The sequence below is a fragment of the Variovorax sp. ISS6 genome, from assembly GCF_056523145.1.
Map to the genome: position 1 here is coordinate 1089617 of NZ_JAWRZC010000002.1, position 25317 is coordinate 1114933.

Here is a 25317-nt window from a genome sequence, read left to right on the forward strand (position 1 = left end):
TTCATGACCAAAGCATTTGCCTGCCGCCTCGCCGCGACGGCCGTGCCGGTTTTCGCGCTGCTGTGCGGCCCCGCGCTCGCCGATCCCAAGCCCGCCCCGGGCTTCGACGGCCAGACCATCAGCGTTGGCTACATCGGCCCTCTCACCGGGCCCGTGGCGGTGCTCGGGCAACCTGTGCTCACGGGGATGCAAGTGTGGTTCGACGGCGTGAATGCGAATGGTGGCATCGCGCGGAAGTACAAGGTGAAAGTTCTGACAGAGGATCATCAGAACACCGAGAGTCAGGCGGTGCAGCGTTACGCCAAGCAAAAAGGCGAGGTGGTGACCGCGTCGGTGTTTGGCACGCACACCACCAAAGCCATCCTGCCCGAGCTTCGCCGCGACAAGTTCGTGGTGGCGCCGGGCGGGTTCGAGGGCTTCATGATCAGGGACCCGAATCTGCTGCCTATCGGATCCACGTATGAGTTGATGGCCATCAACTCGGTGGATTACCTGCTGCGAAAGGGCAACAAAAAGGACGCCAACTTTTGCGCCATGGTGCGCGATGACCCGTACGGCCTGGCGGGCCTCAAGGGCTGGAAGTTCGCGCTCGAGAAGAGCGGCAAGAAGGTTGTCGAGACCACGTATTTCGGGCCTCAGGATCGCGACTTCACAGGTCAGATCAATCAGATGAAGAACGCACGATGTGAAGTCGTTCTCGTCACCACGGTGCCGGCCCAGCTCGTCAACATCGTGGGAAGTTCAGCGCGCGCAAGCTACGCTCCGCAGTGGGTGGGCCAGTGGCCGTCGTGGCACGGTTCGCTGCTGGGCACTCCGGCGATCGACTACCTTGAAAAGAATGTGTTGATCGCGGGAGAAGGCGTGGAATGGGCCAGCACCGGCGTGTCGGGCGTGGCACCGATGCTCAATGACCTCAAGCGTTTCCGGCCCGATCAGAAGCCGGATCTCTGGGCCGTGGTGGGCTACAACCAGGCGCGCGCCATGACAGCATTGCTGGAGAAGGCGGTGGCCAACAACGACCTTTCCCGTGAAGGCGTGATGAGGGCACTCACGCAGCTCGGTATGGTGGACAACCTCGGTCTTTCAGGGAACTACACCTACGGCCCCATTGCAGGCCGTGCACCGGCCATGGCCGGCTCGGTCTTCAGGATCAATCGCAACAAGCCCTTCGGTCTGGAAAGCCTGGAGAGCAACTACACCTCGCCGATGACGAAGGACTTCGTCTTCGAAGACGTGGCGAAGAAGTGAGCTGTACATGGCATTGACCATCCAGTCCTCCTTCGTGATCGCCGCACCGCTCGCCACTGCCTGGACGATCCTGACGGACATTGAGCGAGCTGCCCCTTGTTTCCCGGGTGCGCAGCTGCTTGGGCGCAACGACGACGGCAGTTGGCGCGCCAGCTTCGGCGTCAAGCTCGGACCTATGAACTTCAGCTTCGCGGGCAAGTTTCACCTCGATGATGTCGACGCGGCGTCCAGCCGCGTGGTCGTGAAAGCGCAGGGTTCAGATACCAAGGGACGTGGCGGCGCGAAAGCCGATGTGAACATGCGTCTCCGGCCGGAGGGTGCCGGCACTCGCGCCGAGATCATTTCCTCGGTTGATCTCTCGGGCGCGGTGGCTCAGTTCGGCCGCGGCGCCGGAATGATCGAGGCCTTGTCGCGCCAATTGATGGACCAGTTCGCCGCCAATCTGCAGCAAAGCATTGGCGAGATACCAAAGACCGAACCCGAGTCACACGGTCCTGCGCAGGCCGGATCGTTGGCCCTGCCCTCAGCTGCAGCGCCACCAGCCGTCGCAAGTCTGGATGCGGGGTCCCTGATGTGGCGGGCCCTAGCAGCGTCCGTCAAGGGCTGGTTCGCGCGCCTCACAGGCCGCCGCTCCTGACGCCGCTTTTTCCACTCCGATATCGACGGACAACCAATGAATCCCCCTTCCGAAACTCTGGCCCCCAACGAGGGGGCGCGTCTGGCCGCCACCGAAGTAATGACGCAGGAGCACGGTCTGGCGTTGCGCGCCAGCCAATGCATGGCCTGCGGCAAATGCACATTTCCGGCCTCCACCATCTGCCCGTTCTGTCTTCATGAGTCGCTGCGGGATCTGCCCCTGGTGGGCAAGGCATCGCTTTACAGCTTTACGCGTGTACACGCTGCCCCGGTCAACTGGCAGACGCCCTACGCGCTCGGTTATGCGGACTTTCCCAACGGGTTGCGTCTGCTCGCGAAGCTCGCCGATGCCACCACCGACTGGCGTGCGGACCAGCCTGTCGTGCTGAAGGTGGTCGCTGCGGGAGAGGGCTTTCGTTATTTCCTGGAAGGAGCCGCGGCATGAGCCACGCCAAACTTCGTGATGTGGCGGTGCTGGGCACCGGCATCATTCCATTCGGCAAGCATCGTGCGGTCTCGGTACCTCACCTAGCCCGTCCCGCCGTCATCGACGCGCTGAAAGAGTCGGGCTTGGTACGCAGCGACATCGAGGCCATGTACTGCGGCTCAGCCCTGTCCGGCATGATGGCAGGCCAGCGCGTGGCACGCGAAACAGGGCTCACGGGCATACCCATCGTCAACAACGAGAACGCATGCTCGTCTGGCGCAACGGCGTTCCGTGAGGCGTTCATCGCAGTCGGCAGCGGTCAGATCGACTATGCCATGGTGGTGGGCGTCGAGAAACTCACGCGCCTCGGTGGCGGCACGCTGCCACTGGACGAAGAAGACATCGAAGTGGCGAATGGCCAGGTGATGCCCGGGCTGTACGCAATGCGCGCGCAGCGCTACCTGCATGACCATGGCCACAGCGCCCGGGACTTGGCGATGGTGGCGGTGAAGTCCCGACGACACGGCGCGCTCACGCCTTATGCCCAGTTCCGTGCCCCAACGACAGTCGAGGAAGTGCTGGCCTCGCGTCCCATCGCCGACCCGCTGACCCTCATGCAGTGCTGTCCCACAGGCGATGGCGCGGCCGCAGTCGTCATCGGGCCGGCCGACGGCGCTCGCTCGGCCCTGCATCCGGCCGTGAAGGTGCGCGGCTCGCATCTGGCTTCGGGGCGCTACCTCAGCGGATTTCGCGATATGACGATTCCAGAGATCACGCTGCGCTGCGCAGGCGAGCTTTACGAGGAGATTGCGCTGGATCCGCGGGACATCGACGTGCTCGAATGCCATGACGCCTTCACCATTGCCGAGCTGCTGTACTACGAAGCGTTGGGGCTCTGCCCGCAAGGCGAAGCGCCGCGCTTGCTGCACGGCGGTGTCACATCGCTGGGAGGGCGCAACGTTGTCAATCCCAGCGGTGGGATGTTGTCCAAAGGGCACCCAGTAGGCGCCAGCGGAACCGCACAGATCGTGGAGATCGTCCGGCAACTGCAGGGCAGGTGCGACGCGCGGCAGGTGCGGGGTGCGCGACTGGGTCTCACGCACGTCACAGGTGGGGGCACGGCTGGCTTTGACCATGGCGCTTGTTGCATCCACGTCTTCGAGGCTTGAACCCTCGCTTGCACGACCCGCCAAGCACTCAAGGATTCCGGATGAAACCCTCTGCATTCGCCTACCACGCGCCGACCACGATTGCCGAAGCCATGGACCTGGCCTCGACGCTGGACAACGCCAAGCTCCTGGCTGGGGGGCAGACCCTGATGCCAATGATGAACTTTCGCTTCGTGCAGCCCGACCATGTCATCGATCTCAACACGGTCAGCGAGCTGCAAGGCATCGATCTGCAGAAAGGCAGATTGCAAATCGGCTCGATGACCCGTCAGCGCGACATCGAGCGATCGGAGCTGGTGCGCCGCGTTGCACCTCTGATACCCGAAGCCTACGAGCTCGTCAGCCATCCGCAGATTCGCAACCGCGGCACGCTGGGTGGCAGCCTGTGCCATCTCGACCCAGCGTCAGAACAGCCCTGCTTCCTGGCCGCACAAGGAGCGGAACTCGTGCTGCGCAGCCAGCGCGGCGAGCGGCGCGTGTCCATGGCCGACTGGGCATTGGGTTATCTGACACCCAACCTTGAGGATGGCGAGGTGCTCGCGCGCATCGACATCGATCTTTGGCCACGTGGACATGGCTGGTCCTTTACCGAGTACGCGCGCCGTCAGGGCGACTACGCCATTGTCGGCGTGGCGGTGCTCGCCTCCTGCGATGCCCACCGACGTATCACCCGATTGGCGGTGGCTTTGTGCGGCATTGCCGCCGGACCCGTACGCCTCTCGGAAGTAGAGGCCGGTGCCCTGGGGCGCGAGGCCAACGAAGCGCTGGTAGGGGAGGTAGCGGCGGCGGCACGCGCGCAGGACACCGTGGGCGACGCGCACGTGAGCGCCGAGTACCGACGCCACCTCGCGGGTGTCTTGAGCAGCAGAGCCCTGCGCACCGCCTTCGAGCGGATGCAACCGTCCGAAGATGAAGGAACATCATGAACGAAAAAAGCATTCGCTGCCAGATCAACGGCAAGACCATGGAGCGTAGCGTGGAAGTACGCCGAACGCTCGGTGATTTCCTGCGCCATGACTGTGGAATGACCGGCACGCACTATGGTTGCGAGCATGGCGTCTGTGGCGCCTGCACCGTGCTGCTCGACGGGCGAACCGCGCGGTCGTGCCTCACGCTCGCCGTGCAGGTCGATGGCCACGAAATCACCACCGTGGAGGGGCTTTCTGCTCCCGACGGAACGCTCTCGGTACTGCAACAGGCCTTTCATGAGTGCCATGCGCTGCAGTGCGGCTTCTGCACGCCCGGCATGCTGGCCACGTTGACCGAATTGCTCGCCGACCACGCGGATCCCAGCGAGGCACAGATCCGCGACGCGCTCACCGGCAACCTGTGCCGCTGCACGGGCTACCAACCGATCGTCGAGGCGGCTCAGTTGGCGGCGCGCCGCCTGCGCGCAGCGGCCGCGCCGGCCCACCAAGAAGTGAATTGAAGGAGGCTGCGATGGACATCACCGACGCCAAACAGATCGGCACCGGCCACGACTACGTGGGCAAACGCGTGCAACGCACCGAAGATCGGAAGCTGCTGCAAGGCCAGGGCAGTTTTGTCGACGACCTCAAGATCCCCGGCACGCTGCACGCAGCAGTGTTGCGCAGCCCCTTCGCGCACGCCCGGGTGTTGCGCATCGACGTTTCTGCGGCCAGGACCATGGCCGGCGTGGTGGCGGTCTACACCTTTGCCGAGTTGCCCGAGTCCGCTCGTGGAGGCATCCCGATCCTCGTGCCCAACCCGGCCATTCGCCAGATGCACGCGCAGCGGCTGCTCGCGTACGAGGAAGTGTTCACCGTCGGTGATCCAGTGGCTTTCGTGGTGGCGGACAACCGCTACCTCGCCGAGGACGCGTGTGCGCTCATCGAGGTGGAATACGAAGAACTTCCAGTATCGGCCAACGCCATCGACGCGCTCAAGCCCGGTGCCGCGCTGGCCCATGCCGGCGCGCCCGATAACATCGCAGCGCACGTGACCATGGCCTACGGCGATGCTGCCGCCGCTTTCGAAAATGCTCCGGTGGTGGTCACCGACACCTTTTGGCAAAACCGCGGCTCCGCTCATCCTATGGAAGCACGCGGCTACATGGCAGAGTCGCACGCCAGCACGGGTCAGCTCACGGTGTGGTCGTCGGGCCAGGCACCCCACTTGGAAAAGCGAGTCCTCGTGGACCTGTTGGAATGGGATCCCGAAAAGCTGCGCGTCATCATGAACGATGTCGGCGGCGGGTTTGGGCCAAAGGGGATGTTCTATCCCGAAGAGGCCCTGGTGTGCATCGCCGCGCGGGACCTGCGCCGGCCGGTGAAGTGGATCGAAGACCGGCGCGAACACTTTCTCACCGCGATGCAGGAACGCGACCAGTGGTGGACGATCTCCCTCGCGCTCGAATCAGACGGCGGAATTCGCGGTGCCAAGCTCGAGATGGTGCATGACAACGGGGCCTACCTGCCGTGGGGCATCATCATGCCGTGGATCGGTGTGACCACGACTCCCGGTCCCTATGTCATTCCGTCGATGTCGGTGGATCTTAAGGTGGTGCTCACCAACAAAGGCGGGACGTCGCCTGTAAGGGGCGCGGCCCGTCCCCAGGCCGTGTTCGCCATGGAGCGAATCCTGGATCGCGCCGCCGCACGGCTCGGCATGGACCGCGCCCAAATCCGCGAACGCAACTTCATCCAGCCTGAGCAGATGCCCTATGACGTAGGGTTCATCTATCGCGACGGCAAACCCATGCGCTATGACAGTGGCGACTATCCAGCCACCCAAGCCGCCGCGCTGGCGCGGGCGAACTACGCAGGGTTTTCCGAGCGTCAGCGCCAGGCGCGCGCCGAGGGTCGCTACATCGGCATCGGAGTGGCGAACTACGTTGAAGGCACAGGTCTCGGGCCTTTCGAGGGCGCTACGGTGCGCGTTCAGCAGAACGGCCGGGTAAGCGTGCTGACCGGAGCCGCGCCGCAGGGACAGGGCCATCACACCACCTTCATGCAGATCTGCGCGCAAGAGCTCAACCTTCCAATGGACCGGGTGGACGTCATCACCGCCGACACGGGCGTCATTTCGATGGGTGTCGGCACGTTTGCAAGCCGCATCACCGTGACCGCTGGAAACTCTGTCTACTTGGCTGCTCGCAAGGTGCGTGAACGCTTGCTGAGCTTGGCAGCATTCATCATGCAGTGCGACGTGTCCTCGCTTGCTTTGGGTGAGGCTCGCGTGCATCTGGTTGCCGATCCTGCCAAGAGCATGGGCTTCGGCGAACTGGCGCGCATCGCGCAGGGCATGCCTGGATTCTCGTTCCCAGAAGGGCTTAAAGGCGGGCTGGAGGAGACTCAGTATTTCTCGCCCGCGCAAAGCACCTTCTGCAACGGCACGGCGGTGGTGGAACTCGAAGTCGACAAGCACACCGGCCAGACGCGGATCATCAACTACGTGATGGCGCACGACTGCGGCAACCTCATCAATCCCCTTATCGTTGATGGGCAGGTGCAGGGGGCGGTGGCCCATGGTATCGGCAACGCGACGCTGGAGTGGATGCAGTACGACGAGAACGCACAGCCGGTCACCACCAACTTCGGCGAGTACCTGATGCCCATGGCGACGGATGTGCCACGCGTGGACACCGTGCACCTTGAAACGCCTTCGCCCCTCAATCCACTGGGTGTCAAGGGCGCAGGCGAAGGTGGGACTATTCCGGCTGCGGCGGCGATCATCAGCGCCATCGAGAACGCCCTCGGTGAATTCCGTCTGGAGCTCAAAAACTCGCCGACAGTTCCTCAGGACCTCTTCGAGCAACTGCTGGCCGCCGGGGCTTACAGCGAAGGGAGCGCTGCATGACACCGCTTCCCCGCCCCGGCACGCTGTCGGCAGCGAAGCAGGGTAGCGGCGCGGAACGTGAGACCGGCACGATCGCGCGCACCGTGCTCGTCCTGCGTGCGGTGGCGCAAGCGCGCCAGGAGCCCACCATGAAAGAGCTGGCTGACACGGTCAATCTTCCAATCTCGACGATGCACCGCTTGCTCGAGTTGCTGATGCAAGAGGGCATGGTCGAGCGCGATGACATCACCCGCACGTTCCGACCCGGCTTCGAATTCTTCCGGCTCGGATCGTTGGTGACGCATCGCATGCCGCTCCAGGCCGTTGCGCGGCCGTTTCTCGATGGCGCCGCGCGGGAAGCGGGCGAGTCCAGCTATCTGGCCATGCTCGACCAGCGCGCCTTGAAGCTGGTTTTCATCTCCGGCGTGGAGTCTGGCCAGATGCTCGACTACCGCGTACCGCTCAATGTGCCCTACGCGCTTTCGACGGGTTCGTCTGGACTGGCCGCGCTGGCCTGGTTGGGTAGCGACAAGGTCGACCGCGTGCTGGCGAACGATGACCCATTGAACCGGCGCGATCACCGGGCGATCCGGCGCATGCTGATCGAGATACGCGACCAGGGTTACTCGCACACCCGAGGCCAGCGCATCTCCGGAGCGGTCGGCACGTTTTCTCCGGTCTTCGACGGCCGCGAACAGATTGTCGGAACCCTCGGCTACACCGTTCCCGAGACCCGCTTCCAGAAAAAGGACCGCGCGCGGCTTGCCGGCCTGGCAATGCACTACGCCGGCGAGCTGTCGCGCACGCTGGGCTACCCGGGCATCTGGCCCAGGCCGGCATCCACCTACCAAGATACGACCAGAGACGAAAAATTATGATCGATGCCAAGCCTGCGCAGCCCTTGAAAGGTGTGCGTGTCCTTGACCTGACGCAGTTCCTGTCAGGTCCGTACGGAACCATGATCCTCGCCGACCTCGGCGCGGACGTGATCAAGGTGGAGCCGCCGACAGGTGAACTTTCGCGGACCATCCCGCCGAACTTCGTAGATGGCGATAGCAGCTACTACTTGAGCGTCAACCGTAACAAGCGCAGCGTCGTCGCCGACATGAAGACGGCCGAAGGCGTCGCGCTTGTGCGCTCGCTCGCCATGCGTGCTGACGTGGTGGTGGAGAATTTCCGCCCGGGCGTGCTGCCGCGATTGGGTTTGGACTACGAAGGCCTCGTCCTCGAGAAGCCCGGGCTCATCTGGTGCTCGATCTCCGGCTTCGGCCAGGACGGACCCTGGCGCGACTGGCCCGCATATGACATGGTGGTCCAGGCGCTCTCGGGCGGAATGAGTATGACGGGACAGCCGGATGGCGAGCCTGTTCGCGCCGGGATTCCGCTTGGCGACCTGTCGGCGGGCCTTTACGCCGTGATCGGCTTGCTGGCGGCCTTGCATGAGCGCACCCTCACCGGCAAGGGCCGCTGGGTCGATGTGGCTATGCTTGACTGCCAGCTCGCGATGCTGAGCTATCAAGCGGCAGCCTTCCTGCACTCCGGGCAGATTCCTGGACGACAGGGTGCGGGCCATGACTCCATTCCCACGTACAGGAGCTTCATCGCAGGCGACGGCGCGAGCGTGGTCGTGACGGCCAACACCGAGAAGATGTGGCGATCTCTCGCCAAAGTATTGAACGTGGAAAGGCTCGTGCACGACCCGCGCTTCGTGACCAATGCCGCACGCTTTTCAAACAGGGATGCTCTCTGGCCGCTTCTGGAGAAGGCCTTTCTTGCGCGCACTGCGGCCGAATGGATGTCGCTGCTCATCGCAGACGGCATTCCGGCTGGCGTTGTGAATACGCTGGATCGGGCGCTGCTCAGTGATCAGGCGCAGGCGCGTGGCATGGTGCTGAACCTTCAGACTCCCGATCACAGCCCGCGCGGCAAGCTTCAGGCAAGCGTGGCTGGGAATCCGCTGAAATTCGTGGGTGCCAGCGAAGCCACGCCCACGTTCCCCCCTGCACTCGGTGAGCACACCGAAACAGTGGTGAATGACTGGTTGCATGAATCCACTGCAGTCATCTGAGGGGCCGCCGATGACCGGGAGCGAACTGGAATTCGACTACATCGTTGCAGGGGCCGGGACGGCCGGTTGCGTGTTAGCCGACCGTCTGACCGAAGACGGCCGCCACAGCGTGCTCCTGCTTGAAGCGGGACCGAAAGACTCGATGGAGTTGCTACACGTTCCTGCGGGTTTTAACTATGTCGCCTTCGATCCTCGCGTGATCTGGGACTACCGCACGGACCCTGAGCCGGGCCTCGCGGGACGGCAGATCACCTATATGCGGGGGCGCGTGCTCGGCGGATCGAGCAGCATCAACGCCATGGTTCACGTGCGGGGACATTCCGCGGACTACGACGGCTGGGCCGAAGCCGGCTGCACGGGGTGGGACTGGCAGAGCGTGCTGCCTTATTTCAAACGCAGCGAGCGCCATGTGCGTGGGCCGAGCGAGTTGCACGGCGACGAGGGGCCAGTGCCCGTAACGCGCGCGCCAAGCCATCCCGCTTGTGATGTATTCATTCGGTCGATGGTGCAAGCGGGTATTCCGCCTAGCGACGACTTCGACGGACCAAGCCAGGAGGGGGCTGGCTACTACCACCAACCGGTGGAGGGCGGACGGCGTATGAGTGCGGCACGTACCTACCTCAAGCGCGCGCGCCAGCGATCCAAGCTCACCCTGCTTACCGGCGTGGTCGTTCAGCGTATTGCGTGGCATGGCAATGTGGCGAGCGGACTCACGTTCCGCGCAGCCGACGGCCGCGTGTGCACTGCCCGTGCGCGTCGCGAGGTCATTCTTTCGGCCGGAACGGTAGGCAGTACCCAGATCCTCGAACTGTCGGGTGTGGGGGATGGGGCGCGCTTACAGGCCTTGGGGATCGACGTCCATGTGCACCGTCCCTCTGTGGGCGAGAACGTGCAGGACCACTACCAGGCGCCCGTAGTGGTGGGCGTCAGGAACCTCGATACGCTGAATCGCTATGCATCGGGTTTGGGCCTTGCAAGCCAGGTGCTTCGCTACTACACACGCCGCAATGGTCTGTTGGCGAGCAACGCTGCGCCTGCCGGTGGATTTTTTCGATCATCGGACGCGGTGGACCGCCCTGACTTGCAGATGTTGTTTGCACCCGGCTCGCTCGATCCATCCAAGCACCCCAGGCGGCTTTCGAAAGTGCCAGGCGTCACCGCCATCATGTGCGCGCTGGCTCCGCGCTCGCGCGGCAGCATTCACATCAGGAGCGCAGACGCGGATCAGCATCCGGCGATCGTGGGTCACTACATGAACCACGAGTACGACCGCGCGTTGATGCTCAACGGCTTGCGCTGGGTGAGGAAGTTCTTCGAGCAACCAGTCTGGCAGGACTACGGAACATTCGAGCTGGCGCCTGGTGCGCAGTTGCAAAGCGACGAAGACCTGCTGGCATTCTGTCGCCTAAAGGGCGACTCCGTGCACCATCCCGTAGGCGCCTGCCGCATGGGCGCAGACGAGCGCAGCGTGGTCGACCTCGATCTGCGCGTGCGCGGTGCGTCTCGCCTGCGTGTGATCGACGCATCCATCATGCCGCGCATCATCGCTGGCAACACCAACGCCGCTACGCTCATGATCGCTGAGAAGGGCGCCGATCTCGTGCTTTCGGAAACCAGGAGACCCTGAATGACCCATTCCGCCATCCGCCTTGACTACCACGGTGCCGAGGCCCGCCTTACGCTGTCGCGGGCCGCGACTGGCAATGCCTTGACCTTGCCGGACATACGGGAGGCGCGGGATGCCATCGCCCAGGCCGGATCAAGACCAGAGGTCCGCGTGCTGCGTATTTGTGCGGAGGGCGATCAGTTCTGCGTGGGCCGAGCGCCCGAGGGCGGCGCACCCGCTGCGGGACAGGCGACCTCCGAAGACTTGCGTGTGCGTCTGGTCGGACCGATCCTTGCTCTCTACCGTGCATTGCATACGCTGGACATCGTGTCTGTGGCACAGGTGCAGGGCGATGCGCACGGCTTAGGCTGCGCGCTGGTTGCTGCCTGCGACATCGCTGTGGCATCGCGCACCGCGCGTTTCAGTCTGCCCGAGATGAGCAAGGACTTGCCGCCGACACTGGCGCTGTCTGCGCTGGCGCGCAAGGTGCAGCCCAAGGTCGCCGCCAGCATGGTGCTGGGCTTGGCGACATTGAGCGCCGACGAAGCGGTACGCGGCGGCATCGTCGGCGAAGTCGTGGAGCATGCCGCTTTGCCAGGACGTGTTGATGAGATCGTCGCTCTGCTTGGTGCGCGCCACCCGGTGGCGTTGGCCACCGTCAAGCGCTACTTGCGTGCAGCGCAGGCCGCGGATTTCGACATGTGCGCAGAGATGGCGGCCAGCATGCTCGCCGGCGCCATGCCTGCGATTCGTGCCGGTGCCGCCCACTGATCCGGGCGTCCGATCATGACCCTGCACGACTTCGACCTCAACGGTGAGCGGCTGCATGTGCGCGTGGAAGGCACGCCTGAGCTGCCCAGCGTCGTCTTCTTCCACAGCCTGGGTCTTTCGTCCGCCATGTGGGCGTCACAGTTCGATGCCCTGCGAGACCGTTACCACCTGGTGGCCATGGATTGCAGAGGCCACGGGCGCTCCAGCAACCGGGGCGGCTTTTCGATCGGAAATTGCGTGGACGACGCTGCGGCGGTCATGAACGTATTGGGTGTTCGGCGGGCCCATCTGGTCGGCCTGTCGATGGGGGGACTGATGGCCGCTGAATTGGCCGCCCGCCTGGACGGCGCTTGCCGCAGCATGGTGCTGGCATGCAGCTACTGCACTTTGGCTGGCCCGGAGGCTCAAGCCCGCATCGAGTCCACACGTGAGTTCCTGCGCGACAGAGGTATAGCCGCATTCGCTCAGATGTACATGGACGGCACGGCCTGCGCGTCTATGGAGCCTGCGGTGAAATCAGAGATGGTTGCTCTCATCGCCACCATGAAGATGGATGACTATCTGCAAACGCTTCAGAGCATCCTGAACGACGACGCGAGGCCTGCGTTGTCGCGCGCGTCAGGCGTGCGAACGCTGGTGCTCAGCGGCAGGCTCGATCGGCGAGTCACGCCGGCCGCGCTGCAGATGCTCAAGAACGCAGTCCCTCATGCCAGCGTGGTGGAATTGGATAGGGCCGGCCACCTGGCCAATCTCGAGGATCCTGAACTGTTCAACCGCACGCTGGCGGACTTTTGGTCCACGGCGCCCGGGTGAGGCGCTCACCCCCATTGACAATCTCAATCTTTGTCCTTCGGCACTTGATGGACTGGCGATGTCAAGGACGACTCGCCATGCAGGCGGGACAAGTTGCGAAGCCTATTCTCACGTGGTGACTGGCCTGTGGAGTCGTCCATCCCCCGACCAGGGCGCACGCGAAACGGGTGCGAGCAGGGACTGAGCGGGGAAGCCCGCACGTTCAACGGTACCGTTGGTGGTGCAGCACTTAAAAGTGGTCGAACTTACGTTCGGTTGAGCATCCAATTTGCGCGAGAAGACTTGAGCTCAATGCACATCATCGGTGGCGGCACAAGCGATTTGATCTTTTTTTCCAATTTTTTCTCATCGGTCTGAGCCTTTCCGAGAAATCTCTTCGCGGCTCGGCAGATGACTGCCATCGGTGGCTGCGAACGCCGCCACAGCGAACGCTCCCTCACTTTCCAGTAGCCCATTCAACCTTGCTGCAAGCTTGCCTGGACAGCCAAGGGTAATCCCTGCGCTAGTTTCGATACTAGACGTATAGTATCGAAAGCGTCGGCTCCTGATCTTCTTCTCGGATAGCAGGTCGGCCGAACCTTTTTGTACAAACAGCCGCATCAACCCATGTCACATCCGCGAAACCGCCAGATCACCCTCAAGAGCCGCCCCACTGGCATGCCGGCACCGGAAAACTTTGAGCTCACGAGCGCAGACATGCCCATCGCGTCCGCCGGGCAAGTGCTGGTCCAGACGCTGGTTCTCTCACTGGATCCCTACATGCGCGGTCGTATCAGCGACGCCAAAAACTACGCGGCCCCTGTGGCCATCGGTGAGGTCGTGGTAGGCGGCACAGTGGGCCGGGTTGTCGAAAGCCATGCGCCGGGATTCGCGCCCGGCGACATCGTCGAGGGACCTGGTGGCTGGCAGGAGTTCGCAGCGATTGCCGCCTCTCAATTGCGCAAGATCGACCCCGAGCTGGCTCCGCCATCGACCGCGCTCGGTGTGCTTGGCATGCCGGGTCTGACCGCCTACTTCTCGCTGCTTCACGTCGCTCAACCTGTTCCTGGTGACGTGGTGGTGATCTCCGGTGCGGCGGGCGCGGTGGGCCAGATCGCTGGCCAGATCGCGAAGCTCGCCGGATGCACCGTCGTCGGCATTGCAGGCGACGACGACAAGCTCGCCTACTGCGTGAACGAACTGGGCTTTGATCACGCCATCAACTACAAGACCGTGGGCGATCTTCAAGCCGCGCTCACTGCCGTTTGCCCGAATGGCGTGAACGTCTATCTGGATGGCGTGGGCGGCGCGATCTCGCAAGCCGTCTTCAATCACCTGTCTTTCAAAGCGCGCGTGGTGGTGATCGGCCAGATCTCCCAATCGAACCTCACCGAGCCCGACATGGGGCCGCGCAGCATGCGCTACTTTCTCACCAGCCGCGCCCGCATGGAGGGTTTCATCGTAGGTGACTGGGCCCCTCGCAATGCCGAGGCGCTGGCGCGCCTCTCCGCCTGGCTCAAGGAAGGAAAGCTGCGCTACGCCGAGCATGCCGTAGACGGTCTGGAAAACGCACCGGCCGCTTTCATCGGGATGCTCAAGGGGGCCAACCTGGGCAAGACCATCGTGAACGTCGCCCGCTGATGCGCGCGGCGGCCCTAAGCCTGAACACGATGGAGCGGCGGATGAAAGCTGTACATATCCTGGGATTCGGCTCGGATCCCGACCTCGTGGCGCTGGTCGACGTGCCAGAACCAGATGAACCCGGTGCGAATGAGGTGGTTCTCGACATCCTGGCCGCCCCGATCAATCCTTCCGACCTTCTCAACTTCCAGGGCCGGTTCGGCGCGCGTCCGCCGCCGTTGCCTTGCTTGGCTGGCGGCGAGGCGGTGGGACAGGTCCGCAAGCTCGGCAAGGATGTCCGGCATCTTCGGATCGGTGACCGGGTGCTGGCGCTGTTCGCGGGCCGCGGCAACTGGTGCCAGCAGGTCACAGCGCCCGCGGCAGGGCTTCGGCCGCTGCCGAAGACCGCCGACATCCACCAACTCGCCATGATGGCGGTGAATCCGGCAACTGCATGGCACATGCTCAAGGGCTTCGTCGCACTCGAGCCGGGTGAATGGGTTCTACAGAACGCCGGCAACTCGGCCGTGGCGCACAACGTCATCAAGCTGGCCAAGCACATGCGCGTGCGTACGGTGAGCATCGTGCGCAGTGAGAGCCAGATCGAAGCCGTGATGGCCAGCGGCGCCGATGCCGTGGTTGCGGATGGGCCCGATCTGACTGAACGCATTCAGGCAGCCGTGGGTGGTGCACCGATTCGACTGGCATTCGATGCAGTCGCGGGTGAGGGTACTGCCGCCCTGGGCCGCTGTCTGGTGGACGGCGGGACTGTCGTGACCTACGGCCTGTTGTCTTCCGCATCCTGCCGTGTCGACGCATCGGACCTCGTGTTCCGCAACATCGCGCTTCGCGGCTACTGGTTCACGCACTGGTTCGAGAACGCGTCTGTCGAAGAGCGCAACGCCGTGTACGACGTGATTGCGAAGCTGATCGAGCAGGGGGTGATCGACGTCCGGGTGGAGGCGATTTATCCCATGGACGACGTCAAGACCGCCGTCGCACACGCGGCGCGTACCGGCCGTGCAGGAAAGGTGATCCTGCTGCCCAACCCCGACCTTCTTTGACTGCCGCATCCGGTTTACACGCTCGCACCCTCAAAAAACAGGAGACACCCATGACATTCAAGATCTTTCCAAAAGTGATCGCGCTGGCATTGACCGCCTCGCTGATGGCAGGTCCGGCACTGGCTCAGCCCAAACCGCTCGTGCTGGGCCATGTCGCAACGGCGGAGATCGCTGGGGCGTTCATGGCTTCCTCAGAGGGTTACTTCAAGGACGCTGGACTGCCCGTGGAGCTCAAGCTCATTCCGCTGAATCCCTCGATGCCGCCGGCGCTCCAGTCGGGTGCGGTACAGGTCGCAACGATCACGTCCACGACTTTCCTGCAGGCGGTGGATGGCGGCCTGGATCTTGTTGTCATTGCCGAAGGCAGCGTGGGCGCCAAGACCAGCAAGAACTTCGCGGCCTTCGCTCGCAACGGCTCCGGAATCCAGAAGCCGCAGGATTTCGTGGGCAAGAAGGTGGGCGTGCCTGGCGTTGGCGCCATCCTCCATGTGTGGTTTCGCAAGTGGCTCGCGCTCAATGGCGTCGACGCCAAGCGGGTGACCTTCGTGGAGAGCGGGTTTCCGCAGCACCCGGACCTGATCCGCGGAGGCAGCGTGGATGCGGTCGTCACCGCCGAGCCCATGCTGGGACGCATGCTGGAGAGCAATACCGGCTACGTCGTCACTTCCATGGTGTCCAACTTCGAGCAGCCGATGCCGATCTTCTACTACGTCTCGACCCGAGACTATGCGAAAGCGAATCCCGATGTCATTGCGAAGTTCCGGGAGGCCTTGAAGAAGGGCATTGCCTTCGCCGAAGCGAATCCGGATCAGACCAAGGTTCAGATCGCCAGGTTCACGGGCCTGCCCACGGACGTGGCCGCGAAGATTCCCATGCCCCAGCTGGTGACGGCGCGTGACCCCGCAACGCTGGCCGCCACGATCGCCATGATGCGCGAGCAAGGCATGTTGCGCACCAACCCGGAGGTGGGACGGCTGTATGCGCAGTGACTGCATCCCCCAAAAATCTTCCGGACTGACCTTCCGGGACGTCTCGGTGTCCTATGCGGGACGCCCGGTCTTCAGCGGCGTGTCGTTCACGATTCCTGCCGGCGGGTTCGCCTGCATCATCGGTCCATCCGGCTGCGGCAAGACGACGGTCCTGCGAGTCGCCGCCGGGCTCGTCACGCCCTCGAGCGGAACTGTTCATTTCGCGGATCAGGCGCTTGGCAGGCCACGGCGCGACATGGCGGTGGTGTTCCAGGACTACGGCCGCGCGTTGCTGCCATGGCGCAGCGTGGCCGGTAACGTTTCCCTGGCGTTGGAGGCCGCGGGCATTCCCCGCCCGGAGCGCGCCGATCGCATTCACGAGCTTCTGAAGACCGTAGGTCTTCGGGACCATGCCCGCAAGTACCCCGGCCAGATGTCGGGTGGCATGCAGCAGCGCCTGCAGATCGCGCGTTGCTTGGCGCAGGAGCCTCGTCTGCTGCTGATGGACGAGCCTTTCGGCGCACTGGATGCCATGACGCGTCAGTCCCTTCAGGACGAGATCCTGTCCATCGCCGCCAGCCGAGATATGACGGTGCTGTTCGTGACCCATGACCTGGAAGAAGCGATCTACCTGGGCGATCAGGTGATTGCGCTCGACGCGAACCCTGGACGCGTCGATCGCGTCATCGACGTCGCGTTGCCGACGCCACGCGATCAGTTGACGACGCGTGAGGACGCCCAGTTTGTTCGTTTGCGGCGGGAACTCCACGGTCTCATGCACAAGGAGGCCGCATGAATGCCGGCAAGGGACTGATCGTGCCCGTCTGCCTGCTCGGCATCTGGGAGATCGCGGCCAACGTATCTGGCTCGCTGAGCGACAACGTGGTCCCGCCCAGCACGGTGCTGCGGGCGCTGTGGGGAATGCTCTCGAGCGGAATTCTGCTCGACAAGACGGCCCAGACCTTGGCCAGCGCGAGCATGGGCCTGGTTTATGGCGCGGTCCTCGGTTTTGCAGGAGGGCTGGTGCTGGGGCTGTCGCCAAGGGTTGCGCGCTTGCTGGATGCGCCCATCGAGTTGCTGCGACCCATGCCGTCTGTGGCGCTCATTCCGCTGGCGATGATGGCCTTCGGTTTCGGCATTCACATGGAAAGCGCCGTCGTCGGATTTGCCACCTTCTGGCCGATCTTGATCCTTGTCCAGGGCGCCGTCGCAAGTGTCGATCGACGGCTGATCGAAGTCGCGGACGTGCTGCAGCTGGGCTACCTGGCGCGCGTGCTCAAGATCGTTCTGCCCTCGGTGGCGCCGCGGCTGATCGTGGCGCTGCGGTTGGCGATCGGCATCGCCCTGGTGGTCGCGGTGACGGTGGAGATCGTGGCCAATCCGTATGGACTGGGCTATGGACTGGTCACCGCGCAGGTCGCGCTCAAGCCGGCGGAAATGTTCGGCTATCTGCTCTGGGTGGGTGTGCTTGGCTGGGCGCTGAACCTCATTCTCGTGAAGACGCAAGGGCGCCTGATGGCAGGCCTCGGCTTGAGCAGTCCACAAGAGGGATTGCCGTCATGAGCGTTGCTTCCCGTTCGCTCCATGCGATCGCAGGGTTGTTCCTGCTTGGATTGCTGTGGCACGCGGTCACCGTGACCGGGCTGGTGGGCAAGATCTATCTGCCAACCCCAAGGGCCGCCGTCGAGGCGCTGGTCTGGGGGTTTCGTGAGGGGGAGCTCGCGGATCAGACGATGCAGACGACCCTGCGCATGCTGTGGGGCTGGCTGCTGGCCAGCCTGATCGCGATCATTCTGGGCGCCACCTTGGGCGTCTGGTCGCAGGGCCGTGTGTACGTCGGACCGTTGCTCGAGTTCATCCGGCCACTGCCGGCTTCGGCGGTGGTGCCGGTTGCCATCGTTTTCTTCGGCCTGACGCCAGCCATGGTCATCGGAGTGGTGGCTTTCGGCTCGCTGTGGCCCACGCTGCTCGCGACGGTCCATGGCTTCGCGACCGTGGAGCCAAGGCTCAAGGAGGTCGCACATGTCCTGGGCCTCGGAAAACTGTCCTTCGTCATGAAGGTGGGCCTGCCGAATGCGGTGCCCGACATCGTGTCGGGCATGAAGCTCTCGATGACGGTGGCCCTGATCCTTTCCATCGTGGGGGAAATGCTGACCGGCCAGCCCGGTCTGGGTACCGCCATCCTGCTGGCCGGCCGAGCCTTCCAGTCGGCCGACCTCTTCGCCGGGATCGTGGTGCTCGGGCTGATCGGTCTCGTCAGCAACAGCGTGCTCCAGCGTTGCGAGAACTATCTGCTGCGCTGGCGCTGAAGCCGTGGTCGCAGCCTCCAAGACTTCCAACCTCTCCAGACCCATGGCGCAGGATCCAACCGTTCTCAACCTCACCACGCTCCAATGCATCCCGGGTGGCGTCGCCGCCGTGCTCGACGGCATCCACAAGTCATTGTCCGGCCCGCGGGCGCCAGCGCTGCTGGGCTGCTGGATCTCGGAGATTGGCTCGCTCAACGAGATCGTGGTGCTGCGGAGCTTTCCCTCCGCCCAGGCACTCGATGAGCAGCCGCTCGGGGAAGCCGAACTGGCGCCCCAGCCCGACGCCATCGGCAGCCTCGTCGGGCTGGACCAGGGTCTCTTCGCGAGCTTTCCTGGGCTGCCGGTGCATGCGGGCGGCAAGCTCGGCGGCTTCTATGAGATCCGCACCTATGCGCTGAAGGATGCGCCGCAGGCCATGCCCGGCACTATCGCCGCCTGGCAGGAAGCCGTGCCGGAGCGCGTTGCGCTGTCGCCGCTGGTCGCGGTCATGCGGTCGCTGTCGGGACCTCCGCGCATCGTCCATATCTGGCCGTTCGAAACGCTGGACCAGCGTCAGGCCGTGCGTGCCGATGCCTTCCAGAAAGGGCTGTGGCCGCCGCGCGGTTCGCTGCAATGGCTCGATGGCGCCAGGTCCTCGATCTACATCCCCGCGCCTTTCTCTCCGCTTCGGTGAACCGGCGGAACAGCGACGACGCGATCCTTCATAACAGGAGATCTCAGAATGAAAAACAGCAAGGGCAAAGTGATCATCAGCTGTGCGGTGACCGGCAGCATCCACACCCCGAGCATGAGTCCGCACCTGCCGATCACACCGGCCGAAATCGCGGCAAGCGCGAGGCAGGCGTACGAGGCGGGCGCTGCGATCCTTCACCTGCATGCGCGGGATCCGAGTAATGGCGAGCCGACCGCCGATCCGGACACCTTCATGCAGTTTCTTCCAGAGATCAAGCAGTCGACCGACGCGGTGGTGAACATCACGACGGGCGGCGCCCAGTGGATGACGCTGGATGCACGGATCGCGGCCGCCCGGCGGGCGTCGCCGGAGATGTGCTCGCTGAACATGGGCTCCATGAACTTCGCGTTGTTCCCCATGCTGGAGAAGTACAAGGACTTCCAGCACGCCTGGGAGGCCCCTTACCTGGAGAACTCCCGCGACGGCATCTTCAGGAACACCTTCAAGGACATCCAGTACATCCTGCATGAACTCGGCGAAGGGCATGGCACTCGCTTCGAGTTCGAGTGCTACGACATCGGCCACCTGTACTCGCTGGCGCATTTCCTGGACCGCAAGCTCGTGAAGCCGCCGCTCTTCGTGCAGACGGTCTTCGGCATCCTCGGCGGGATCGGCGCGGACATCGACAACCTGAACCATGCCCGGCATATCGCCGACAAGCTGTTCGGCGACGATTACGAGTGGTCGGTCATGGCGGCGGGGCGCCACCAGATGCCTTTTGCCACTGCGGGCGCGATCTCGGGCGGCAACGTGCGTGTGGGCCTGGAGGACAGCCTCTACATCGGCAAGGGGCAACTCGCACCATCCAACGCCGCCCAGGTCTCGAAGGTCCGCGCGACGATCGAATCGCTGGGTCTGGAGGTGGCCACGCCGTCCGAGGCGCGGCAACGACTCGGCCTGAAGGGCTCTTCGCAGACGGCGTTCTGACCCACGCACAAGGATTTCCATGAAGCAGCAAAGCTATCAAGCCGCCAACTTCTCCGTCGAGGACAAGGTGGTGCTCATCACGGGTGCCGGCAGCGGAATCGGCAGGGCCATGGCCATCGGCCTGGCCGATGCTGGCGCGAGGATCGCCGTCATCGATCGTGACTTCGAATCGGCGCATCAGGTCGCCAACGAGATCGGCATGCAGCGGGCCGCGGCCGTCGAATGCGATGTCACCGACGAGGAAGCCGTGGCGCGGACGGTGGAAACGACGTTGGACCAATGGGGACGCATCGACGGGCTGATCAACAACGCGGGCCAGCTGCACCGGTGCCTCGTCAAGGACCACACGCTGGCCGACTGGCAGCGCATCTTCGAGGTCAATGTGATGGGAACCTTTCTCTTCGCACGGGCGGTACTGCCGCAGATGATCCGCCAACGGAACGGGCGAATCGTGAACTTCACCTCCGCACTGGGTGTCAGGAGCATGCCTGGCGGCGCCGCCTACGGTGCCACCAAAGCGGCGGTCACCAGCTTCACCAACACCTTGCATCAGGAAGTGTGTGGAGAGGGCATTTCCGTGACCGCCATTGCCCCGGGGCTTACCAACACGCCCATGGCCAACGACCACATGACGTCGGAATACATGGAGCGCATTGCAGCTTCTTATCCGGGAGGACGCCTGGGTCAGCCCGAGGACATCATCGGCCTGGCGCACTTCCTCATGACCGACGCTTCCCGGCATGTGAGCGGCACCACGCTATTCGTGCGCCCGCCCGGCGGCTGATCCGTCCCTCCACCACGGACACTAAACTATGACCCAATGTCTTGGAATCAGCCTCTCCGATGAGCACCGCTCCCACCGTCGCCAACCGTCAGGGCACGCGCAACACTGGACGTCCGCGCAGCGAGCAGTCCCGCACCGCTGTGCTGGATGCCACGCGCAATCTGCTCGCCACCACGCGGGTGGGCGACTTGACGATCGATGCGATCGCGCGGGAATCCGGCGTGGCCAAGATGACAATCTATCGTTGGTGGGCCAATCGCAATGCGGTGGTCATCGACACGTTCATCGACCTCATGCTTCCCAGCACGCCGGTGCGCGATGCGGATTCGGCGATGGAGGCCATGTCCGAGCACCTGATCCTTCTGGTCAGGCAGTACCGCGGCGAAGTGGGGAAGATGGTGGCGGAGATACTGGCGGAAGGCCAGTCGGATCCCGTGCTGCGCGACGCGTTTCGCGAACGCTTTTTCCGGCAGCGCCGCGCCGATGTGCGCGCGGTCGTCGTGCGCGGCCAGGAGACGGGGGAGTTCTCCGCGGAGCTGGATGTGGATACCGCGCTCGACATGATGTACGGGGCCGTGTATTTCCGGCTGCTCATGGGGCACAAGAACCTGGACGCGCGCTTTGGCAAGGACCTGGCGGCCATGGCAGCCACCCTGCTGCGATCGGGGCGCCAGAAGTAAGTCTGCCGGGCGGCGCGCAGCCGTCGGGACGGTCGCTCCTCGAGGAGCGGCCATGAGCGCCTACAAGCTCTACTGCCGAGGCGAATCCGGCAACTGCTACAAGGTGGCGCTCATGCTCAACCTTGTCGAGGCCGACTGGGAAGCCGAGTTCGTCGACTTCTTCAATCCCAACTCCAAGGCGGCGTTCATCCACACCGTCAATCCACAGGGAGAACTGCCTGTGCTGCAACGGCCGGACGGCAAGTTGCTGACCCAGAGCGGCGCGATCCTGGACTACCTTTCGCGGGCGACGGGCCGATTCGCACCGGCGAGCGACGAGGACAGGCAAGAGGTCCTGCGCTGGCTGCTGTTCGACAACCACCGTTTCACGCCGGCGTTCGCCACCCTGCGCTTCATGGTCGGCATCCGCGGCGCTGAAGAGAACCAGCTCACGGGCTATCTGCGGGCGCAGGCGCAGGCCGCCTACGAGATCGTCGACGCGCATCTGGCCGGGCGTCGCTTCATGGTCGGTGACGCACCGACCGTGGCGGACATCTCGATGGCGGGCTACCTCTACTACGACGAGGATGCGCGGTTCGACAGATTGCAGTTTGCCAACGTCCAGGCCTGGGCAGGACGTATCAGCGAGCTGCCGCGCTGGAAGCATCCCTATGAACTCATGCCGCGAGCGATCCGCGAAGGAAACTGAATGATGGCCCACGACCTTCACGGCAAGCGTGCGCTTGTCACGGGCGCTTCTTCGGGCCTCGGTGCCCATTTCGCGCGGTTGCTGGCCCGCCAGGGTGTCGAGGTGGTGCTGGCGGCCCGGCGCGCCGAGACGCTGTCCGGCATCGTGGCAGAGATCCGCCAGCAAGGCGGGGCGGCCAGCGCGATGCGGCTCGACGTGCGCGACATCGAGGCCAGCAGCCGCGCGATCTCGGAGCTCGGAACGCTGAGCATCCTGGTGAACAACGCGGGCATTGTGCGGGAGGGCGCCGCGCTCGATCAGAACGAGGTGGCCTGGGACGACGTCATCGACACCAACCTCAAGGGCATGTTCTTCGTCGCGCAGGCCGCGGCGCGGCTGATGGCGCCCAACCCCGGCGGCGCCATCATCAACATCGCCTCGATCCTAGGTCTGCGGCAAGCCGGCGGGGTGCTTTCGTATGCGGTGTCCAAGGCTGGCGTCGTGCAGATGACGAAATGCCTCGCCCTCGAGCTGGCGCGGCAGGGCACGCGCGTCAACGCCCTCGCGCCCGGCTACCTCCACACCGAGTTGAACGGCGAATTCTGGACGTCGGACGCGGGTCGGGCGCTGGTGCGACGCATACCGCAGCGGCGCCTGGGGCGACTGGAGGATCTCGACGGACCTTTGCTGCTGCTCGCTTCGGATGCCTCGCGCTACATGACCGGCGCGGAACTCGTGGTCGATGGCGGCCATTTAGTCAGCACCCTTTGAAATCGTCTTGAGCATGAACCAAACCTTCGGTCTTTCTCCCACCGAACGCAGCCGGCAGATCGCCGAGCGGGTCGAAGCCTTTGTCCGCCAGACCGTCATCCCTTACGAATCGGATCCACGCTGCGGTGCCCATGGGCCCTCGGAAGATCTGGTGCTGGAGTTGCGAAGCCTGGCGCGTGCGGCAGGCGTCTTGACGCCTCACATCCTGCCGGATGGACACCACCTGAGCCAGCGCGAGACCGCGGCCGTGCTCGAACGCTCCGGCCTTTCTCCACTTGGGCCGGTGGCGGTCAACACCATGGCGCCGGACGAAGGCAACATGTTCCTGTTGTCTAGGATCGGAACGCCGCAGCAGAAAGAGCGCTTTCTGGTGCCCCTGGTGTCCGGCCAGCAGCGCTCAGCCTTCTTCATGACGGAGCCGGCGGCGGAGGGCGGTGCGGGCTCCGATCCGTCGATGCTGATGACCACTGCGGTCCAACACGGGGGTGCCGGCGGAGATTGGCACATCCATGGCCGCAAGATGTTCATCACCGGAGCGGTCGGCGCCAAGGTCGGCATCGTCATGGCGCGCACCGGTCAGGGCACACCCGCGCGCGCCACGATGTTCCTCGTGGACTTGCCGCATCCGGCGGTCAAGATCGAGCGCGTCATCGACACGCTCGACAGCTCCATGCCCGGCGGCCATGCCCAGGTTTTGATCGATGGCTTGCAGGTGCCTGACGCCCATGTCCTCGGCTCGGCCCATGAGGGCTTCCGGTATGCCCAGGTCCGCCTGTCCCCCGCGCGGCTGTCCCATTGCATGCGCTGGCTGGGCGGTGCGGCCAGGGCCCATGAGATCGCCGTGCGCTACGCGACCTCGCGCTCGGCTTTCGGGAAACTGCTGGTGGACCATGAGGGCGTGGGCTTCATGCTCGCGGACAACCTGATCGATCTCAAGCAGGCGGAGTTGATGATCGACTGGTGCGCGGGAGTGCTGGATGCGGGATCGGCCGGAACGGCTGAAAGCTCGATGGCCAAGGTTGCGGTGTCGGACTTGCTGTTTCGGATCGCCGACCGCTGCGTGCAGGTCATGGGCGCCAGCGGCGTTTCGGGCGATTCAGTGGTTGAGCAGATTTTTCGGGAGACACGCGCCTTCCGGATCTACGACGGTCCGACCGAGACCCACAAGTGGTCGCTTGCAAAGAAAATCAAGCGGGATGCGCTCCAGGGGGGTGGGCAATGACGTCGGTTCTCGAAGAGGAGGGCATTCGTCCTGTTCGCGCACAGCACCGGTTCGACGAAGAAGCGCTGGCGCGCTGGATGGCGGAAAACGTGGACGGCTACGGGGGCGTCATGCGGGTCGACCAGTTCCAGGGTGGGCAGTCGAACCCGACCTACCGGTTGCGCACGCCGCGCGCATCCTATGTATTGCGCCGCAAGCCGCCGGGTGTGCTCCTCAAGGGCGCCCATGCCATCGAGCGTGAGGCGCGGGTCATGACGGCCCTGGGGCAGGCCGGCTTTCCGGTGCCGAGGGTTCATGGCCTCTGCCTGGACGACACGGTCATCGGCAGCTGGTTCTATGTGATGAATCTGGTCGAGGGCCGAATCTTCTGGGACGCACGCCTGCCCGATGTAGCCGCAGCGGACCGGCGCGGCTATCTGGAAGCGATGAACGCCACGCTGGCGCAGTTGCATCGGTACGACCCGGTCGCGCTGGGCCTGTCGGACTACGGCAGGGCGGGCGGCTACATCGCCAGGCAGATCGAGCGCTGGTCGCAGCAGTACCTCCAGGACGAAGTCGCGGGTCGGCATGCATCGATGGATCGCTTGGTGGAATGGCTGCCCGAGCACATTCCCGCCAACGACGAGGTTGCCGTCACGCACGGCGACTTCCGGATCGACAACATGATCTTCCATCCCGTGGAGCCTCGCGTTGTTGCGGTGCTCGATTGGGAACTCTCGACCCTGGGGCATCCCCTGGCGGACTTTGCCTACAACCTGATGATGTATCGGGTTCCGCAGGAGATCCACAACGGCTTGCTCGGCGCCGACCTGGCGGGCATGGCACTCCTGTCCGAGGCGGATTACGTGCGGACCTACTGCCGCGAGTCGGGCCGCCATCATCTCCCCGACCTCGAGTTCTACGTGGTGTTCAACATGTTCCGCTTCGCAGCCATCCTTCACGGCATTCGCGGCCGCAATCTCCGAGGCACTGCATCCAGCGCCAATGCGCAGGAGGTTGGAGACCGCTTCGCGCTGGTGGCCGATCTTGCTTGGCAGCAGGTGCAGCGCCTGTGACC

26 protein-coding genes are annotated in these 25317 nt (G+C 64.1%); all 26 read left to right on the top strand.

Annotation, left to right across the window (positions count from 1 at the left end; all coding sequences use genetic code 11):
* The first annotated feature begins 3 nt into the window (after window positions 1–3).
* The 26 genes from AC1HIL_RS36700 to AC1HIL_RS36825 all read left to right on the top strand — a co-directional run bounded on the left by AC1HIL_RS36700 (window position 4) and on the right by AC1HIL_RS36825 (window position 25315).
* A complete protein-coding gene (locus AC1HIL_RS36700; protein ID WP_479668728.1) occupies window positions 4–1248 on the top strand; it encodes an ABC transporter substrate-binding protein in 1245 nt (414 codons plus the stop codon).
* Window positions 1249–1255: 7 nt separating this feature from the next.
* Window positions 1256–1885: an SRPBCC family protein gene (locus tag AC1HIL_RS36705; RefSeq protein WP_479668727.1), complete on the top strand. Its 630-nt coding sequence runs from the start codon at window positions 1256–1258 to the stop codon at window positions 1883–1885.
* Window positions 1886–1921: 36 nt separating this feature from the next.
* Window positions 1922–2329, top strand: coding sequence for a Zn-ribbon domain-containing OB-fold protein (locus AC1HIL_RS36710; protein WP_395347268.1), 408 nt, complete (start codon window positions 1922–1924; stop codon window positions 2327–2329).
* A complete protein-coding gene (locus AC1HIL_RS36715) occupies window positions 2326–3480 on the top strand; it encodes a thiolase family protein (RefSeq protein ID WP_203208304.1) in 1155 nt (384 codons plus the stop codon). Before AC1HIL_RS36710 ends, AC1HIL_RS36715 begins: the two co-directional genes overlap by 4 nt.
* Window positions 3481–3521: 41 nt before the next feature.
* Window positions 3522–4406: an FAD binding domain-containing protein gene (locus tag AC1HIL_RS36720; protein ID WP_479668726.1), complete on the top strand. Its 885-nt coding sequence runs from the start codon at window positions 3522–3524 to the stop codon at window positions 4404–4406.
* Entirely contained in the window at window positions 4403–4909 is a 507-nt protein-coding gene (locus AC1HIL_RS36725; protein WP_479668725.1) for a (2Fe-2S)-binding protein, read from the top strand. The genes AC1HIL_RS36720 and AC1HIL_RS36725 overlap by 4 nt, the downstream gene beginning before the upstream one ends.
* 11 nt (window positions 4910–4920) lie before the next feature.
* Complete coding sequence (locus AC1HIL_RS36730) at window positions 4921–7299, top strand: molybdopterin cofactor-binding domain-containing protein (protein ID WP_479668724.1); 2379 nt, start codon at window positions 4921–4923, stop codon at window positions 7297–7299.
* Complete coding sequence (locus AC1HIL_RS36735) at window positions 7296–8156, top strand: IclR family transcriptional regulator (protein WP_479668723.1); 861 nt, start codon at window positions 7296–7298, stop codon at window positions 8154–8156. The genes AC1HIL_RS36730 and AC1HIL_RS36735 overlap by 4 nt, the downstream gene beginning before the upstream one ends.
* Window positions 8153–9346, top strand: a complete 1194-nt coding sequence (locus AC1HIL_RS36740; protein WP_479668722.1) for a CaiB/BaiF CoA transferase family protein — start codon at window positions 8153–8155, stop codon at window positions 9344–9346. The genes AC1HIL_RS36735 and AC1HIL_RS36740 overlap by 4 nt, the downstream gene beginning before the upstream one ends.
* Window positions 9324–10973 (top strand): GMC family oxidoreductase, encoded by a 1650-nt coding sequence (locus AC1HIL_RS36745; RefSeq protein WP_203208310.1) that lies wholly within the window; start codon window positions 9324–9326, stop codon window positions 10971–10973. Before AC1HIL_RS36740 ends, AC1HIL_RS36745 begins: the two co-directional genes overlap by 23 nt.
* Window positions 10974–11723, top strand: coding sequence for an enoyl-CoA hydratase/isomerase family protein (locus AC1HIL_RS36750; RefSeq protein ID WP_479668721.1), 750 nt, complete (start codon window positions 10974–10976; stop codon window positions 11721–11723).
* 15 nt (window positions 11724–11738) lie between these two features.
* Entirely contained in the window at window positions 11739–12536 is a 798-nt protein-coding gene (locus tag AC1HIL_RS36755) for an alpha/beta fold hydrolase (RefSeq protein ID WP_203208312.1), read from the top strand.
* Window positions 12537–13142: 606 nt separating this feature from the next.
* Complete coding sequence (locus AC1HIL_RS36760; protein ID WP_422098551.1) at window positions 13143–14156, top strand: NADP-dependent oxidoreductase; 1014 nt, start codon at window positions 13143–13145, stop codon at window positions 14154–14156.
* Window positions 14156–15199: a zinc-dependent alcohol dehydrogenase family protein gene (locus AC1HIL_RS36765; protein WP_203208314.1), complete on the top strand. Its 1044-nt coding sequence runs from the start codon at window positions 14156–14158 to the stop codon at window positions 15197–15199. Before AC1HIL_RS36760 ends, AC1HIL_RS36765 begins: the two co-directional genes overlap by 1 nt.
* A gap of 50 nt (window positions 15200–15249) precedes the next feature.
* Complete coding sequence (locus AC1HIL_RS36770) at window positions 15250–16188, top strand: ABC transporter substrate-binding protein (RefSeq protein ID WP_479668720.1); 939 nt, start codon at window positions 15250–15252, stop codon at window positions 16186–16188.
* Entirely contained in the window at window positions 16178–16963 is a 786-nt protein-coding gene (locus tag AC1HIL_RS36775; RefSeq protein WP_479668719.1) for an ABC transporter ATP-binding protein, read from the top strand. The genes AC1HIL_RS36770 and AC1HIL_RS36775 overlap by 11 nt, the downstream gene beginning before the upstream one ends.
* Complete coding sequence (locus AC1HIL_RS36780) at window positions 16960–17730, top strand: ABC transporter permease (RefSeq protein WP_479668718.1); 771 nt, start codon at window positions 16960–16962, stop codon at window positions 17728–17730. The genes AC1HIL_RS36775 and AC1HIL_RS36780 overlap by 4 nt, the downstream gene beginning before the upstream one ends.
* Entirely contained in the window at window positions 17727–18476 is a 750-nt protein-coding gene (locus AC1HIL_RS36785; RefSeq protein ID WP_057590448.1) for an ABC transporter permease, read from the top strand. Before AC1HIL_RS36780 ends, AC1HIL_RS36785 begins: the two co-directional genes overlap by 4 nt.
* Window positions 18477–18519: 43 nt before the next feature.
* Window positions 18520–19149, top strand: a complete 630-nt coding sequence (locus AC1HIL_RS36790) for an NIPSNAP family protein (RefSeq protein ID WP_057590447.1) — start codon at window positions 18520–18522, stop codon at window positions 19147–19149.
* A 48-nt stretch (window positions 19150–19197) separates the two neighbouring features.
* Entirely contained in the window at window positions 19198–20136 is a 939-nt protein-coding gene (kce, locus tag AC1HIL_RS36795) for a 3,5-dioxohexanoate:acetyl-CoA acetone transferase (protein ID WP_057590446.1), read from the top strand.
* A gap of 19 nt (window positions 20137–20155) precedes the next feature.
* Complete coding sequence (locus AC1HIL_RS36800) at window positions 20156–20920, top strand: SDR family NAD(P)-dependent oxidoreductase (RefSeq protein ID WP_057590445.1); 765 nt, start codon at window positions 20156–20158, stop codon at window positions 20918–20920.
* A 59-nt stretch (window positions 20921–20979) separates the two neighbouring features.
* Window positions 20980–21600, top strand: a complete 621-nt coding sequence (locus tag AC1HIL_RS36805) for a TetR/AcrR family transcriptional regulator (protein ID WP_057590444.1) — start codon at window positions 20980–20982, stop codon at window positions 21598–21600.
* A gap of 52 nt (window positions 21601–21652) precedes the next feature.
* Complete coding sequence (locus AC1HIL_RS36810; protein WP_479668717.1) at window positions 21653–22288, top strand: glutathione S-transferase family protein; 636 nt, start codon at window positions 21653–21655, stop codon at window positions 22286–22288.
* A 3-nt stretch (window positions 22289–22291) separates the two neighbouring features.
* Window positions 22292–23038 carry an SDR family NAD(P)-dependent oxidoreductase gene (locus AC1HIL_RS36815; protein WP_479669641.1) on the top strand — a complete coding sequence of 249 codons (747 nt, stop codon included), beginning with the start codon at window positions 22292–22294 and terminating at the stop codon, window positions 23036–23038.
* Between the two features lie 13 nt (window positions 23039–23051).
* Window positions 23052–24260, top strand: a complete 1209-nt coding sequence (locus AC1HIL_RS36820; RefSeq protein WP_479668716.1) for an acyl-CoA dehydrogenase family protein — start codon at window positions 23052–23054, stop codon at window positions 24258–24260.
* Window positions 24257–25315 carry a phosphotransferase gene (locus AC1HIL_RS36825; protein WP_057590440.1) on the top strand — a complete coding sequence of 353 codons (1059 nt, stop codon included), beginning with the start codon at window positions 24257–24259 and terminating at the stop codon, window positions 25313–25315. Before AC1HIL_RS36820 ends, AC1HIL_RS36825 begins: the two co-directional genes overlap by 4 nt.
* Window positions 25316–25317 lie beyond the last annotated feature (2 nt).